12 protein-coding genes and 2 pseudogenes are annotated in these 14224 nt (G+C 69.5%); 2 read left to right on the top strand and 12 right to left on the bottom strand.

Going from position 1 to position 14224, the window contains the following annotated elements:
* The first annotated feature begins 29 nt into the window (after positions 1-29).
* Positions 30-1268: an IS110 family RNA-guided transposase gene (locus SPR02S_RS45300; RefSeq protein WP_019063677.1), complete on the top strand. Its 1239-nt coding sequence runs from the start codon at positions 30-32 to the stop codon at positions 1266-1268.
* A 332-nt stretch (positions 1269-1600) separates the two neighbouring features.
* Here SPR02S_RS45300 and ssuE read toward each other — a convergent pair whose 3' ends face one another.
* Together ssuE and SPR02S_RS45290 are read right to left on the bottom strand one after the other, a co-directional pair.
* Entirely contained in the window at positions 1601-2158 is a 558-nt protein-coding gene (gene ssuE / locus SPR02S_RS45295) for an NADPH-dependent FMN reductase (RefSeq protein WP_019063676.1), read from the bottom strand.
* A gap of 55 nt (positions 2159-2213) precedes the next feature.
* Positions 2214-2969, bottom strand: a complete 756-nt coding sequence (locus SPR02S_RS45290; protein WP_019063675.1) for an alpha/beta hydrolase — start codon at positions 2967-2969, stop codon at positions 2214-2216.
* A 161-nt stretch (positions 2970-3130) separates the two neighbouring features.
* Between SPR02S_RS45290 and SPR02S_RS57810 the strand changes: the two are divergent.
* Positions 3131-4322 (top strand): annotated as a pseudogene (locus SPR02S_RS57810) (RNA-guided endonuclease InsQ/TnpB family protein).
* Positions 4323-4357: 35 nt separating this feature from the next.
* Here SPR02S_RS57810 and SPR02S_RS45270 read toward each other — a convergent pair.
* The 10 genes and pseudogenes from SPR02S_RS45270 to SPR02S_RS57800 form a co-directional block, all read right to left on the bottom strand.
* Positions 4358-5392: an LLM class flavin-dependent oxidoreductase gene (locus SPR02S_RS45270; protein WP_019063674.1), complete on the bottom strand. Its 1035-nt coding sequence runs from the start codon at positions 5390-5392 to the stop codon at positions 4358-4360.
* Positions 5393-5407: 15 nt separating this feature from the next.
* On the bottom strand, positions 5408-6748 hold the full coding sequence (locus tag SPR02S_RS45265) for an LLM class flavin-dependent oxidoreductase (protein ID WP_019063673.1): 1341 nt from the start codon (positions 6746-6748) through the stop codon (positions 5408-5410).
* 52 nt (positions 6749-6800) lie between these two features.
* On the bottom strand, positions 6801-6965 hold the full coding sequence (locus tag SPR02S_RS66495; protein WP_444545440.1) for an ABC transporter ATP-binding protein: 165 nt from the start codon (positions 6963-6965) through the stop codon (positions 6801-6803).
* Between the two features lie 189 nt (positions 6966-7154).
* A pseudogene (locus SPR02S_RS66490) lies at positions 7155-7610 on the bottom strand (ATP-binding cassette domain-containing protein); the annotation flags it as partial.
* Positions 7611-7657: 47 nt separating this feature from the next.
* Positions 7658-8674, bottom strand: coding sequence for an ABC transporter ATP-binding protein (locus SPR02S_RS57805; RefSeq protein WP_019063671.1), 1017 nt, complete (start codon positions 8672-8674; stop codon positions 7658-7660).
* Positions 8674-9585, bottom strand: a complete 912-nt coding sequence (locus SPR02S_RS45250) for an ABC transporter permease (RefSeq protein ID WP_026151466.1) — start codon at positions 9583-9585, stop codon at positions 8674-8676. The genes SPR02S_RS57805 and SPR02S_RS45250 overlap by 1 nt, the downstream gene beginning before the upstream one ends.
* 2 nt (positions 9586-9587) lie before the next feature.
* Positions 9588-10616: an ABC transporter permease gene (locus SPR02S_RS45245; RefSeq protein WP_019063669.1), complete on the bottom strand. Its 1029-nt coding sequence runs from the start codon at positions 10614-10616 to the stop codon at positions 9588-9590.
* A gap of 60 nt (positions 10617-10676) precedes the next feature.
* A complete protein-coding gene (locus SPR02S_RS45240) occupies positions 10677-12236 on the bottom strand; it encodes an ABC transporter substrate-binding protein (protein WP_019063668.1) in 1560 nt (519 codons plus the stop codon).
* Positions 12237-12720: 484 nt separating this feature from the next.
* A complete protein-coding gene (locus SPR02S_RS45235; RefSeq protein ID WP_019063667.1) occupies positions 12721-13653 on the bottom strand; it encodes a DsbA family oxidoreductase in 933 nt (310 codons plus the stop codon).
* Positions 13650-14135 carry an RrF2 family transcriptional regulator gene (locus SPR02S_RS57800; RefSeq protein ID WP_019063666.1) on the bottom strand — a complete coding sequence of 162 codons (486 nt, stop codon included), beginning with the start codon at positions 14133-14135 and terminating at the stop codon, positions 13650-13652. The genes SPR02S_RS45235 and SPR02S_RS57800 overlap by 4 nt, the downstream gene beginning before the upstream one ends.
* Positions 14136-14224 lie beyond the last annotated feature (89 nt).

Genomic DNA, 14224 nt, shown 5'->3' with positions numbered 1-14224 from the left:
AGCACACCGCACGAGGGGAGGACCGGGGCATGGACGTGGTCCACGAGCGATGCGCCGGAATCGACATCGGCAAGGCGGACGTGAAGGTCTGCGTCCGCGTCCCGGGACCGGGCAAACGCCGCCGCAAGGAGATCCGTACGTTTTCCACCATGACCCGTGATCTGCTGGCCATGCGGGACTGGCTGCTCGCCGAACAGGTCACCGTGGTCGGCATGGAAGCCACCGGGGCGTACTGGAAACCCGTGTTCTATCTGCTGGAGAACGACATCGAGTGCTGGCTGCTGAACGCCCGGCACATGAAGAACGTGCCTGGCCGCAAGACCGACGTCGCGGACTCCGAGTGGATCTGCAAGATGGTCGAACACGGCCTGGTGCGGCCCTCGTTCGTGCCGCCGCCCGAGATCCGGCAGCTGCGGGACCTGACCCGCTACCGCACCGAGGTGATCCGCGAACGGACCCGTGAGGCCCAGCGACTGGAAAAGCTCCTGGAGGACTCGGGGATCAAGCTGTCCGCGGTCGTCTCGGACCTGCTGGGCAAGTCGGCCCGCGCGATGCTGGAATCGCTGATCGCCGGGGAGCGCAACCCGGAGATCCTCGCCGAGATGGCCCGCGCCAGCATGCGCGCCAAACGTCAGATCCTCGCCCAGGCCCTGACCGGCCAGTTCACCGACCACCATGCCTTCCTCGCGCGCACCATGCCCGACCGGATCGACGCGATCAGCGCGACCGAGGCCCGCCTCAGCGAGGAGATCGCCCGCCAACTCGCACCGTTTCGCCGCCAGATCGAGCTGCTGATCACCATCCCTGGCGTCAGCACCCGCTCGGCGGAGATGATCCTGGCCGAGATCGGCGCGGATATGACCCGCTTCCCCTCGGCCGCCCACCTGGCCTCGTGGGCCGGGATGTGTCCGGGCAACCACGAGTCCGCCGGCAAGCACACCTCCGGCAAGTCCCGGCCCGGCGACCCGTGGTTGAAGAACGCGCTCGGTCTCGCCGCGACGGCTGCAGCCCGGAGCAAGAACACCTACCTCGCGTCCCGCTACAAACGGATCGCGATCCGCCGCGGCAAGAAGCGCGCCCTGGTCGCCGTCGGCCACACCATCCTGACCTCGATCTGGCACATGCTCACCAACGACGCCGAGTACGCCGACCTCGGAGCGGACTACTTCCTCCAGCGAACCGGCCGGACGCGGCAGACACGGCGCCTGGTCAGCCAGCTCAACATGCTCGGCTATCAAGTGTCCCTCCAATCAGCGGACGCGGGGTGACCTGCGGGAAGGTTGGATTTTCGAATCAGACTCCCTTGTGCGGAGCGTGCGGGGTGCGGGCGTGCGTGAAGAGACCGCGGGGCCGCCGTCCGGACCGGAGAAGGGCAGGACGGAGCATGGCGCGGCGCGCTGGTGAAGAGAGGGATCGGATGCCGGAGCGGAGCGTCAGCTCACGGCGGAACACCCCGTGCTGGTGACACGCACGTAGTCGACGTGGCGGCGGGTCACGAGCACGGTCATGCACTGAGAGAACCACAGCCGGTGCCGGAGAACCAGCGTGACGTGGGGAGTTGACACACGACTGCCATATGCACGTCGGCCCCCGACGCCGTTCACGCGGTGGACGCGAGCACCGCCGTACGGCCGCCCAACGCACGGGAGAAGTGATCCGTGACCTGCTCCAGTGCTGTGGCCGAGGCGGATGCGACGGTCAGGGTGCCGTCCTCGCCGACGGTGATGTCCCTGTCCAGCGTGAACCAGCCCGGCGCGATGTGCGAGGGCCCCATGGAACTCAGCACCGGACGCAACGCGTAGTCGATCGCCAGCACATGGGCAGTACTGCCGCCCGTGGCCAGCGGCAGCACCGTCTTGCCGGTCAGCGCGTACTGCGGGAGCAGATCGAGCAGCGACTTCAACAGGCCCGAGTACGCGGCCTTGTAGACCGGAGTACCGATCACCACCCCGTCCGCCTGCTCGAACAGCGCCGTGGCGGCGGCGATCGCCGGATGCCCGAAGTCGGCGCCCAGCAACGCCTGCGCGGGCAGGGTGCGCACGTCCAGCGGGGTCACGTCATGGCCCTGGAGCCGGAGCCGGTCGTCCAGATGACGCAGGAGTCGGGTGGTGCGGGAAGTGGGGGAGGGGCTGCCGGAGACGGACAGGATCGAGGCCATGACGGGACCTTCCGGGGTCGGGTTCAGACGGTGTTCCGAGCGGGTGGAGAGGCGCTCACCAAGCGCTCGACCGCACGGTGATCAGCGGGCGCAGTTCGTTGCGCAGGTTCTCCAGGAAGGTGACGACCTCGGCGGCCACCGAACGGTGCTGGAGGTCGTTGAGGACATCGTGGTGAGCACCGTGCACGACCGAAAGTCGGGCGCTGGCAAGGGACTTGGCCGTGCGCGCGAGCGCCTCGTGGTCCGCGAGCGGATCGGCGTCACCGACGAGAAGCAGAGTCGGTACGACGGTCTCGTTGTCGTAGGCGGCGCTGAGCACCGCCTGCGGCACCGCCTCGTCGAGCGAGCCGCGCCGCACCTCGGAGTCCTGGGTGAGGGCACCCCGGTGGGCGGGGCAGGAGGTGCGGACGTCGAGTTCCTCGTCCCAGGTGCCGGCGGTCGCAGCGGTACCGGGGGCCAGGCCGGGCAGGCCCGCCAGGACCACGGCGTCGGGCTCACTGCCGGCCGCCTGCCCGAGCAGCGCGGCGATCGCGGCGGCACCCGAGTCGGCACCGACGAGGACGAGCGGTCGTACGACACCGTCGTCCACGGCCGTGCCCTCGGCGGCCTCGGAGAGCCGGGCGGCGAGGCTGGTCAGGTCCTCGGTGGCGAGGTCGGGGGCGTCGATCACCCGGACGCGGTAGGCGTCGGCGGCGAGGCGCCTGCCGAAGCGGGCGTAGGTCGCCCGGGTCTCGCCGCGGCCGGGGACGACGAGGACCGTGCCCCGGACGCGCAGGTCCTCGGGGCCGAAGTAGTCGCTGTATTGGGTCATCGGAAGTCCTTTGGTCGAAACTGTCGGCTTTAGCCGGTGAGGAGACCAACCCTGCTGAGCAGGGCAGGGAGTTGGGGTTCTGCGTCGGGCAGATCGCAGTGCCGTGACCGGCAGGTTTGGTGTCGACGCGGAGGTCTCACTAGTTTGTGGGGGTGACCGCGATGCAGGTGAAGCGGGCGTTCAAGTACCGCTTCTATCCCACCGATGCGCAGGCAACCGAGTTGTCGCGCACGTTCGGGTGCGTGCGGAAGGTCTACAACTTGGCGCTCGCTGCCCGGAGCGAGGCGTGGACGCTGCGGCAGGAACAGGTCACCTACAACCAGACCTCGGCCATGCTGACCGGATGGAAGAAGACCGAGGAACTCGCCTTCCTGAGCGACGTGTCGTCCGTTCCGCTTCAACAGACACTGCGGCATGTGCAGACGGCGTTCACCCACTTCTTCGCCAAGCGGGCCAAGTACCCGCGCTTCAAGACGCGGAAGAAGTCGCGGAAGTCCGCCGAATACACCCGCAGCGGTTTTCGTTTCCGGGACGGCCAGCTGACGTTGGCGAAGATGACGGAGCCATTGGACATCGCCTGGTCGCGGCCGTTGCCCGAGGGCATTCAGCCGTCCACCGTGAACGTGTCGCAGGACACGGCCGGTCGCTGGTTCGTCTCGATGCTGTGCGACGACCCCACCATCAGGCCACTTCCCGCCACTGATAAGGCTGTCGGGATCGATGTCGGTCTTACTCATCTGCTGACCTTCTCCACGGGGGAGAAGGTCGCCAATCCGCGGCACGAGCGTAGAGACCGCGTTCGTCTCGCCAGGGCCCAGCGGCAACTGTCCCGCAAGGCTAGAGGCGAGGGAACCAACCGTCACAAGGCGCGACGGAAGGTCGCGAAGATCCACGCCCGAATCGCCGACCGGCGCCGTGACCTGCTCCATCAGCTCACCACTCAGCTCGTGCGTGAAAACCCATACGCTCGTGATCGAGGACCTGACCGTGCGCAACATGGTCAAAAACCACACGCTCGCCCGGGCCATCTCCGACGCGAGCTGGAGCGCGTTCCGTTCCATGCTGGAATACAAGGCTTCCTGGTACGGGCGCGAAGTCATCGTGGTCGACCGGTTCTTTCCCTCTTCTAAACTGTGCTCGAACTGCGGCAGTTTGCGACAGGAGATGTCGCTCAGTGTCCGTACCTGGAAATGCGTCTGCGGGACGACTCATGACCGGGACGTGAACGCGGCGCGCAACCTTTTGGCCGCCGGGCTGGCGGCGTCTGTCTGTGGAGCTGGTGTAAGACCTCAACGGAGTTCTCCGGGCGGGCAGTCGGCGACGAAGCAGAAAACCCCACGGCGCGAGCCGTAGGACTCGCCCTCATTCACGAGGGAGAGAAATCCAATTCACACTCCTGCGGATACGGCCGCGGCCGTCGGTGCGGGCTTCCAGCCCAGCGCGGGTGCCACCTCGGTCGCGATGAGTTCGAGGGCGCGGACGGCGGCGTCGTGGTCGGGGACGGCGGGGTTGAACTGGGTGATCAGGTCTGTCGCGACGGGCAGTACCTTCTCCTGCCCGAGCGCGGCGACGATCTCGTCGGGATGGCCGTAGAAGGAGTGGAAGCGGCGCAGCGCCTCGTCCCGGTCGAGGCCCTTGGGGAACGCGCCGTGTTCCGCCATGCGCAGTGCCGCCCGGTGGACGTCGTCGCCGATCGACTGCAGTGCCGTGCGCCGGTCCTTGGCCGGGAACACGAACCGGGAGAGGCCGATGCGCGGGCGGTGCGGCTGGTCCCAGGTAGCCAAGTAGGCGTCCGCCCACGGGCGTTGGACCTCGTCGGTGGGGGCGTCGAAGCCGTAGGCCGCCCGGTTGAGCAGTAGATTCGCACCGCCCTGTGCGGCGTACTCGGCTCCCGGTCCGCTGAACACCCCTTGCCAGACACGGTCGTTGAAGTCGCCGGGCCGGGGTTGGATGCGGAAGCCGGGTGTGCCCACCTCGCGGTGGTCGAGGGCCTGGCGGACGATGTCGAGGTGCTCGCTGGTGAGTTCGCGCTTGCGGGCGACGTCCTTGCCGAACGCGGCGTACTCCACCTCGCTCGATCCGCTGCCCACGCCGAGTTCCACGCGGCCCCCGCTGAGCGTGTCGACGGTGGCGATGTCCTCGGCGAGCCGTACCGGATCCTCCAGGGGGAGGATGGTGATGGCGGTGCCGAGCCGGATGCGGGTCGTGCGCGCCGCCGCGTGGGCCAGGAAGGTCCACGGCGAGGACAGTCCGCCGCCTCCGAGGGGGACGTGGTGCTGGGCGACCCAGCCGACGTCGAAGCCCAACTCGTCGGCCACGACGAAGAGTTCCTGGGCGTTGCGGTAGGTGCGGGCGATGTCGTCGTCGCGGCCCTGGACGTGGGTGAGGAAACCGAGCCGGAAGCGTGGTCTCTCGCTCGTCATGGAGTGCCGGCCCTCTCAGTCGTTCACGAGCTGGCGCTCGCGGGAGTGGCGGTTGGCCGGGATCGGCAGGCCGAGGTTGCCGCGCAGGGTGTCGGACGTGTACTCGGTGCGGAACAGGCCGCGCTTCTGGAGGATCGGGACGACGCCGTCGACGAAGTAGTTCAGCTCCTCCTCGGTGCGGAAGGCCAGGTTGATGCCGTCGAAGGCGCGGGCGTCGAACCACTGCTGGATGGTGTCGGCCACGGTCGTCGGGTCCCCGACGAACGGCGACTGACGGAACTGGTTGATGGACTCCACCACTTGACGCAGCGTCAGGCCCTCCGCCTTGGCCCGCTCGATGAGCTGCGTGGCTCCCGTGCGCCCGCCCTTCTCGGCGAGGTGGGCGACATCCGGGAAGGGTGCGTCCAGGTCGTGCACGCTGAAGTCGTAGGCCCCGAAGGAACGGCCCAGCAGCGCCAGGTTGCGGGCGAAGTCGTCGTCCTCCTCGAAGATCTCCCGCTCGCGACGGCGGGCCGCTTCGTCGGTGGCGGCGACGACCGGGCCGCCGTGGATGAGGATCTTGACGTGCTCGGGGTTCCGGCCGTAGGCGGCCGCGCGCTTCTTGACGTCGGCGTAGTAGTCCCGCGCCGACTCCAGGGTGCCCCCGGGCGCGAAGATGCCCTCGGCGACCTGCGCGGCGAGATCACGCCCCTCCTCGGACACCCCGGCCTGGAAGATCACCGGCTGGCCCTGCGGGGAGCGGGAGAGGTTCAGCGGGCCCGCGATCTTGAAGTGCTCGCCCGCGTGGTCGAGTTCGTGCAGCTTGGCCGGGTCGAGGAACACGCCCCGCTCGACGTCGGCCGGGAACGCGTCGTCCTCGTAGGAGTCCCACAGCCCCCGGGCCACCTGCACGAACTCCAGGGCGCGGCCGTAGCGGGTGGCGTAGTCGAGGTGCTCGTCGAGCCCGAAGTTCCGCGCGGTGCCGGTGTCGAAGCTGGTGACGACGTTCCAGCCGGCCCGGCCGCCGCTGATGTGGTCGAGCGAGGCGAAGCGGCGGGCGAGGTTGAACGGCGAGTTGTACGTCGAACTCGCCGTGCCCACCAGGCCGAGGTGCTTGGTGTGGGTGGCGACGGCCGACAACAGGGTCAGCGGTTCGAGGCGGTTGAGATAGTGCGCGGGGTAGGTGGAGTTGATGAACTGGCTGTCGACGATGAACAGGGCGTCGAACAGTGCGTGTTCGGCCGCCTGTGCCAGCCGGATGTAGTAGTTGATGTCGATGCTGGCGTTCTTCGCGACGCGCGGGTCCTTCCACAGTCCGTGCTGGCCGGGACCGCCCACGCCGTAGGGGTGCAGGGCGAGGTGGAGCGTGCGGGACATGGCTGTTCCTTTTCTGTCAGGGGAGTTTCAGTCAGCGGGAGTTGAGGGTGTGTCAGGCGTGGAGGAGGGCGCGCAGGGCCTCGCGTTCGGCCCGGTCCGCCGCCGCGCTGTGCAGGGTGGGCGCGGAGCGGACGAGCAGGCGCGTGTAAGGGTGCTGGGGCTGGTTGATGACGTCGCCGGTGGCGCCGACCTCGACCAACTCACCCTGGTACAGCACCGCGATGCGGTCGGCGACTCCGGCGACGGACCCGAGGTCGTGGGAGATGAAGACCAGGGCAACTCCGTCGGCACGGAGTTCCTTGAGGATCTGCAGGATCTGCACGCGGTTCGCGGAGTCGAGCGCGCTGACCGGCTCGTCCAGGATGACGAGACGCGGTTCGGTCACCAACGCCCGTGCCACCGCGACCCGTTGACGCTGGCCGCCGGACAACTCGCCGGGCAGCCGGTCGAGCAGCTCGGGGGAGAGCCGTACCCGGTCGAGGAACGCGCGCACCCGTGCCGCCGCCTCCTGCCGGGAAACGCCCTGGATCAGCAGTGGTTCGGCCAGTGACGCCTCGACCGTCACGTCCGGGTCGAGACTGCGCAGCGGATCCTGGAAGACGTACTGGATGACACCGCGCCGACGCAGCGCGCGCCACTGCCGGTGGCCGTACGAACCGACCTCCTCGCCGTCGATCACGATCGACCCGGCCGAGGCACGCACCAGACCGAGCACGGCCCGCGCGAGCGTCGACTTGCCGGAGCCGGTCTCGCCGATGATGCCGACGGTCTCACCCGGGGCGATGCTCAGGGAGACCCGGTTCAGGACCTGACGGCGGCGCCGGCGGTGGCCGTAGTGCACCTCCAAGTCGGCGACGTTCAGGACGGGTTGGGTGGGTTCGGCGGGCTGCGACGCCGGGCGGTCGGTGCTCACGCGTCCTCCTTTACGGCGTCTGCGGTGTCCAGGGCGTCGGTCTTCGCGGGCTCCACGGCGTCTGTGCCGAGGAACTTGTCCAGGCCGTACTGCTCGTGCTCGGCGATCAGCAGCCGGGTGTATTCGTGCTGAGGGTTGTGCAACACCTCGTGCGTCGGGCCCTGTTCGACGACCTCGCCCTGTCGCATGACGAGGACCTCGTCGCAGAGTTGGGCGACGACGGCCAGGTCGTGGGAGACCAGGACGAGGGCGAGGCCGGTGCGCTCGCGCAGGTCGGCCAGCAGGTCGAGGATCTCTGCCTGGACGGTGACGTCGAGCGCGGTCGTGGCCTCGTCGGCGATGAGGATGCGCGGGTCGGCGGCGATCGCGGCGGCGATGAGGACGCGTTGGAGCATGCCGCCGGAGAGTTCGTAGGTGTACTGGCCGTAGACCAGGTCCGGGTCGCGCAGATGCACCGCGTGGAGCAGGTCGATCGCCTGCCGGCGTGCCTCGCCCCGCTTGAGTCCCTTCTTGACCTTGAGGACCTCGGCGATCTGCGCGCCCACCCGGATCGAGGGGTTGAGATACGACGCCGGGTCCTGGAAGACCGCGCTGATCGTGGCGCCGCGCAAGGCCGTCCACTGGGCCGACGAGAGCCCGGAGATGTCCTGGCCGTCGATCTCGATCGAGCCGCCGGTGACCTCGAAGTGGGCGGGCAGGATGCCCAGCGTGGCTCGGCAGGTGAGGGTCTTGCCGCTGCCGGACTCGCCGACGATGCCGACGGAACGGCCGGGCGTGAGCGTGAAGTTGACGCCGTGGACGATCTCCTGACCGGCGGCCTGGTCGCTGATATGTACGTCGCGCACGGACAGGACGGGCGTCGACGGGGCGGCGGGGCGGACGGGCCGGGTTGCCCCCGTCGTGCTGGTCGTGCTGGTCGCGCCGGTGTCCTCGACCTCGGCCCCGCTGCCGTTCTGCTCGGTCTTGCTGTTCCGCGCGGACTTGGTCAGGACTTTCTCGGAGAGGGTTGCCATCACGCACCTCCGGCGTGAACGTGAGCGGGGTCGCCGTGGGCGGCGGAGTCGGTGTCGGCGAGTCGATTGGCGCGGGCCTTGCGGTTGTTGACGAGGGCGCGGCCCGCCTCGCCGGAGACGTCACGGATCGCGTCGGCGAACAGGTTGCAGGCCCAGACGGTGACCATGATCAGCAGGGCGGGGACCAGCGGCGCCCACGGCTTCTGGGTGAGATAGCCGAGGTCCGAGGCGAGCAGCCCGCCCCAGGTGGGCGCGGGCGGCTGGACGCCGATGCCCAGGAAGGTCAGCGTCGAGACGATGACGAAGCCGACACCGATGGTCTGCGCGAGCGCGACCGCGATCGGCGGCAGCACCTTGACCCAGACGTGCCGGCGGACGACCCACCCGATGGACGCCCCGGAGATCAACGCGGCCTCCACGTACGGCGATTGAGCCACCGCCAGCGTCGCGGCGCGGGACACCCGGTAGAACAGGGGGGACACCAGCACCCCCGTGACCAGCATCGCCTGCGTGATGCCGTTGCCGAGCAGCGCGACGACCGCGACGGCGAACAGCAGGAAGGGCAGGGCGACCAGTGTGTCGGTCAGCCGGAGGGTGACCCACTCGAAGACCCGGCCGAAGTAGACGGACAGGATGCCGGGGATGGCGCCGACTCCCAGTGCGGTGAGGGCGACTTCGAGCGAGCCGAGCACGCTGACCCGGGAACCGTCGAGGAGACGGCTGAGCACATCGCGGCCGAGGTAGTCGGTGCCGAGCCAGTGCGCGCCCGACGCCTCGGCGAGGGTGTCGGAACTGGTGGCCAGGGGGTTGTCGGGCGCGATGAGCGGCCCGAGGACGGCGAGCAGGGCGATCACGGTCAGGATCACCAGGGCGATCCGGCCGGACGTCAGGGAGAGCACGCGGCGCACCATGGTCACACCCCCCGCTGGGACGCCGGCGTCACACGCGCCAGCACCAGGTTGACGATCAGGTTGAAGGCGACGACCAGGACGATCGACACCACGAGGACCCCTTGTACGGCTGGTACGTCCCCGGCCTGTGCGGAGTCGTTGGCGAACCGGCCGAAGCCCTGGAGTCCGAAGATCCACTCGGTGACGACGGAGGCGCCGACGAGGGTGGGGAACTTCAGGCCGAGCGTCGCGAGCGTCGGGCCGAGGCCGTTGCGCAGCACATGCCCGAAGAAGATCCGCCGTGGGCCGAGTCCCCGTACGACCGCGCCCGTCACGTAGTTCTCGCGGTAGGCCGCGATGAGGCTGGTGCGCAGTTGCCGGGCGACGTCGGCGATGACGTCGAAGCTCAACGCGACGGCGGGCAGGGTGATATGGGCGAGCCACGGCCCGAGCCCCTGCGCCGCCGGGACGTATCCGGCCGACGGGAACACGTGCAGCCCGACCGCGAACGCCGCGACGAGCACGATGCCGACGACGAACGCGGGCATCACCGAGATCACCGTGACGAAGCCCGTGATCGCGCGGTCGACCCAGGTCGTACGGCGCAGCGCGGCGACCGTTCCGAGGGCGAAGCCCGCGACCACGCCGATGAGCAGCGCGAAGAAGGCCACCGACAGGCTCACGCCCAGGCCGAGGCCGATCAGGGTGGAGATGTCGGCGCCGTTGGTCCAGCTGGTGCCGAGTTGTCCGTGCAGGACCCCGCCCAGCCAGTCCACGTACTGGACGAGGAAGGGTCGGTTGAGGCCCCATTGCGCTTCAACTCTGGCTACCGCCTCGGGAGTTGCTTCCTCGCCCAGCTGGATCCGCGCCGGGCTGAGCCCGCTCAGTGACCGCAGCGCGAACGTCACGAACGTCGCGACCAGGAACACGGGCACGAAGATCGCGATCGACCGGGCGAGGGTGACCAGGACGCGGCCCAGTGTGTTCCGCGTCCTGGCCGTGGCGGGCCGGTGACGGACGTCGGGTGTGCTCGGTGCCTCCGTCGTCGTCATGGCTTGCCCCCTCTCTGTAGTGGCTGTACGGGTGGTGGACGTAAGGGATGTGACGGAGCGTCAGTTGGAATCGATGGTCACGCCGGTCCAGTCGATGTGGGCCGGGTTCCTGGGCAGGGCGGAGATGGACTTGCTCTTGGCGATGAGGTTGGGCGAGGAGTACGTGAAGACCAGCGCCTTGCTCTGCAGTCCGGCCCGGGTCGCCGCCTGGAGGACCTTCGTGTAGTCGGGCGAGTCCAGCGGGGTCTGGCGGACCTTGGCGATGGCCGCCTCGAAGCCCGAAGGCTCGTACGGCGAGCTGAGGTTGAGCGGGCCGTTCGGACCGAAGTGCGCGGTGAGGGTCTGCGCGGCGGAGTCACGCCCCGTCGTCCCGTACAGCGAGAACGTCAGGTCCTTGGCGAAGAACGGGGTGGCCCAGTTCTTGTCCACCTTGATGCTGACGGTGATGCCGACCTTCGCCAACTGCGCCTGGACGATCTCCGCTTGGGGATCCTCGGCCGGGATGACGAGGCTGAGCTTGATCTGCCCGGCCTTGTAACCGGCCTCCGAGAGCAGCTGCTTGGCCTTGGCCGGGTCGTAGGCGTAGTCGTTCGCGGACTGCGGGTCGTAGGCCACATAGCCCTTGGGGAACGGCTGGTTGGTGGCCGAGCCGTAGCCGAAGGTCAGCTTGTCCACGAACTCCTGGCGGTTGATCCCGTAGCGGACCGCGTCGACGACCTTGTCGTTGTTGAACGGTGCCTTGTTGACGTTGAGGCTGAGGTTGGCGGCGTTGAAACCGGGCTGGACGAAGACGTCGAGGCCTGCCTTCTTCGCGGCCTCGGCCTGGCTGGGGGCGATGTCGGCGAAGTTGTAGACGCCGGTCTGGAGTCCGGAGACGACGGTCGCCGCGTCGGGGGCCGAGGTCAGTTCGACGTTGTCGATGTGGATGTCCTTGGCGTCCCAGTAGTCGGGGTTCTTCTTCAGGAGGACCTTGGTGCCCGGGACGATCTGGGTGACGGTGAACGGGCCCGCGCCGACCGGGTTCTGGTCGAGTTTGGTGGGGGACTGGGCCGCCTTCGGACTGGCGATCTGGAGCACGCGCTCGCCGAGGAGTTGGGGGATCTGGTAGTCGACCTGGCTGAGGTGGAGCACCGCGTCCAGTCCGCTGGCGTCCACCGACTTGATGGAGGTGAGGTCGCCGAAGAGCGCCGAGTTCTTCTGCTTCTGGGCGCGCACGATGGCGGCCTTCACGGCGGCGCCGTCGACCGGTTCGCCGTCGCTGAACTTCAGGTTCGGGCGCAGATGGAACGTGATCTGATCGCCCTTGGCGTTGTACTCCCAGCTCTTGGCCAGGTCGGGCACGGCCTTGCCGGTCGCGTCCGTACGGGTCAACGAGGCGTAGACCAGGGCGAGTTCGCGGAACTGGGCGCCACTGCCGCTGACCACCGGGTCCCAGTGGGCTGGGAAGTAGGAGGAGGCCCACTTCAGCGTGGAGCTGCCGCCGGCCGTCGAGGCGTCGCCGCCGCAGGCGCTGAGGGCGGGGACGAGCACGGTGGCGAGGGCGGTCCCCAGGGCGGCGGCGCGCAGTCTGCCGGGGCGGAAGGGCGTCCGAGGGCTGCGGGACGTGAGTCGTCCGGACATCTTGATTTCTTTCTTCGAAGGCTCCCGGCCGCGCCGGGGCAGCGGAAGGAGAGCGAGGGCGGCCGACCCGAGGGCCGGACAGCGCACAGACCGGGACGACGGACATGCCGATGCGGCTTCGAGGCGCACGGGGGCATGCCGCGCCCAGGACATGAGGCGTCGGCGGATCACGGGAGAGAACCGGGATACGGAGGCGGAGAGACGGCGACGAAGCGCGAAGGGAGCGGCGCGGGAGAGACGGGCGCCGGTCGGCGAGGCGGTGGGGCGCCGATGCCTACGGGAGCGGGGTCAGGCGCCTGTGGGCCGGGGGCGGCGGGTCAGCGACAGAGAGCGCTACAGGTGCGCCGCAGGTCCACGTAGCGGCACACCACACCGGGGTGCGTCGTGAGCATGCTGCACATCCTGGGGCCAGCCGTCGGCGGCTGTCAATGGACACCAAATGGTGTCTCATTCGGCGGACGGTCCCTGACCGCTGATCAGAGGCCTAGCGGGGCACGGCGGGAGGGCGTGGGACGACGGCGGGGTGCACCGTGGCCTCCTCCGGGTGCAGCCACAGCGGGCCGTTGCCGGTGTCGACGCGGACGGCCCCGGCCGGGGGCCAGGGGCCGCCGTCGGTCAGCAGTACGCGCTCCGGTTCGGTCAGGGTGCGGTAGCGGGTGAGCGCCTCGGCCGGCGGCAGTGTCGCGGGGGAGGGCAGGAGCCCGGGGGCGAGTTCCGTGATGGCCGAGACGTACTCCTCGTACGGTCGCCAGCCGGGTACGACGCGGTGTCCGGCGGCGCCGCGCACGAGCAACGTCGGTAGCGCGTACCGGTGTTGGCCGTCGGGGGTCTCCTTCGCTGCGCCGGGATGGGGCGAGGCGGAGCCGTGCACCGACAGCACCTCGGGTACGGGGCGACGAGCCTCGGCGTGGTCGGCGCGTACCTTCGCCAGCACCTCGGGCGACGCCGCGTCGGTCGCGAGCCGGCCGACGTCGAGGCCGGGCACACCCGACACCGCGGACAGCGCCGACTCGGGCGTGTCCGCGGGCTCCCCGAGCACGAACACGCTCTCCCGCAGCCGCCGTAGCACCCGGTCGGCGACCTGGGCGCCCTGTGCTTCGGCGGCCTTGGCGACCAGTGCGGCCGGCCAGGAACTCGCGGCGACGCGGCTCAGGCGAAGCGCTCGCGGAGCGTGGGTGTGCGCGCTGATGTCCTCGACGTAGCGCGCGTACCAGGCGGTCTCCGCTGCCGGGTCGGGCGCGGGGTCGTCGTCGTGGTCGAAGAGGATGCAGTGGACCCGGCGCCAACGGACCCGGCCCTCGCCGGTCAGCGCCGCGCGGAGGCGGCGGAACACGGGCTCGGATCCCCAGGCCCAGGGACAGAGGGGGTCGGTGTACTCGACGATTTCCAGGGGGAGTTGCTCCGTGGCGGCGGTCATGCGGCTCCCTGGCGGGTGAGGTGCTCGCCCGCGGCGTGCTTGTTCGAAGGCTGCTTGCCCGGCGCGTGTTCGTCCTCGTCCGTCGTGGCGGGCAGCAGGGTGGCCAGGGTCGTGCCGCCCAGGACGGCGGCGGCCTCGGCCTCGATCCGGCGCCACACTCCGGGCAGACCGGAAGCGGGGCCGGGGTAGTCGAGTCCGGCCAGGACTTCGCCACGCAGGGTGATCAACTCGCCGTCCACGGCACGGGAGACGTCCAGGAGCGTGATCTCGTCGGCGGGCCGACCGAGCCAGTACCCGCCCTCGCAGCCACGCTGGCTGCGCACCAGACCGGCTCTGCGCAACTCGCCCACCACGGACTTCAAAAACCGGAACGGGATCTGCTGCGAGGAGGCGATCGCCTCGCACGTGAGCGGACGGGCAGGTTCGCGGGCGAGCTCCAGGAGGGCCCGCGTGGCGTAGTCCGCCTTCGCGGAAATATGCATACGCACATGATGCCCGACGCGGGCCCGGTCACGAGGGCTTCGGCGGGTTCCCCTCACACGTTCTTCTCGTACGTCCCCGTCCAACATTG

This window comes from Streptomyces prunicolor NBRC 13075 (genome assembly GCF_000367365.1).
In the GTDB taxonomy this organism is placed as follows: Bacteria; Actinomycetota; Actinomycetes; order Streptomycetales; family Streptomycetaceae; genus Streptomyces; species Streptomyces prunicolor.
This window is presented reverse-complemented; position numbering and strand designations above follow the sequence as displayed.

Bases quoted from the DNA above. Each gene is read 5' to 3' on its own strand.
- SPR02S_RS45240 (WP_019063668.1), bottom strand. From the start codon at position 12,236: ATGTCCGGACGACTCACGTCCCGCAGCCCTCGGACGCCCTTCCGCCCC.
- SPR02S_RS45270 (WP_019063674.1), bottom strand. From the start codon at position 5,392: ATGACGAGCGAGAGACCACGCTTCCGGCTCGGTTTCCTCACCCACGTC.
- SPR02S_RS45265 (WP_019063673.1), bottom strand. From the start codon at position 6,748: ATGTCCCGCACGCTCCACCTCGCCCTGCACCCCTACGGCGTGGGCGGT.
- SPR02S_RS45300 (WP_019063677.1), top strand. From the start codon at position 30: ATGGACGTGGTCCACGAGCGATGCGCCGGAATCGACATCGGCAAGGCG.
- SPR02S_RS57805 (WP_019063671.1), bottom strand. From the start codon at position 8,674: ATGGCAACCCTCTCCGAGAAAGTCCTGACCAAGTCCGCGCGGAACAGC.
- ssuE (WP_019063676.1), bottom strand. From the start codon at position 2,158: ATGGCCTCGATCCTGTCCGTCTCCGGCAGCCCCTCCCCCACTTCCCGC.
- SPR02S_RS57800 (WP_019063666.1), bottom strand. From the start codon at position 14,135: ATGCATATTTCCGCGAAGGCGGACTACGCCACGCGGGCCCTCCTGGAG.
- SPR02S_RS45235 (WP_019063667.1), bottom strand. From the start codon at position 13,653: ATGACCGCCGCCACGGAGCAACTCCCCCTGGAAATCGTCGAGTACACC.
- SPR02S_RS45290 (WP_019063675.1), bottom strand. From the start codon at position 2,969: ATGACCCAATACAGCGACTACTTCGGCCCCGAGGACCTGCGCGTCCGG.
- SPR02S_RS45250 (WP_026151466.1), bottom strand. From the start codon at position 9,585: ATGGTGCGCCGCGTGCTCTCCCTGACGTCCGGCCGGATCGCCCTGGTG.
- SPR02S_RS45245 (WP_019063669.1), bottom strand. From the start codon at position 10,616: ATGACGACGACGGAGGCACCGAGCACACCCGACGTCCGTCACCGGCCC.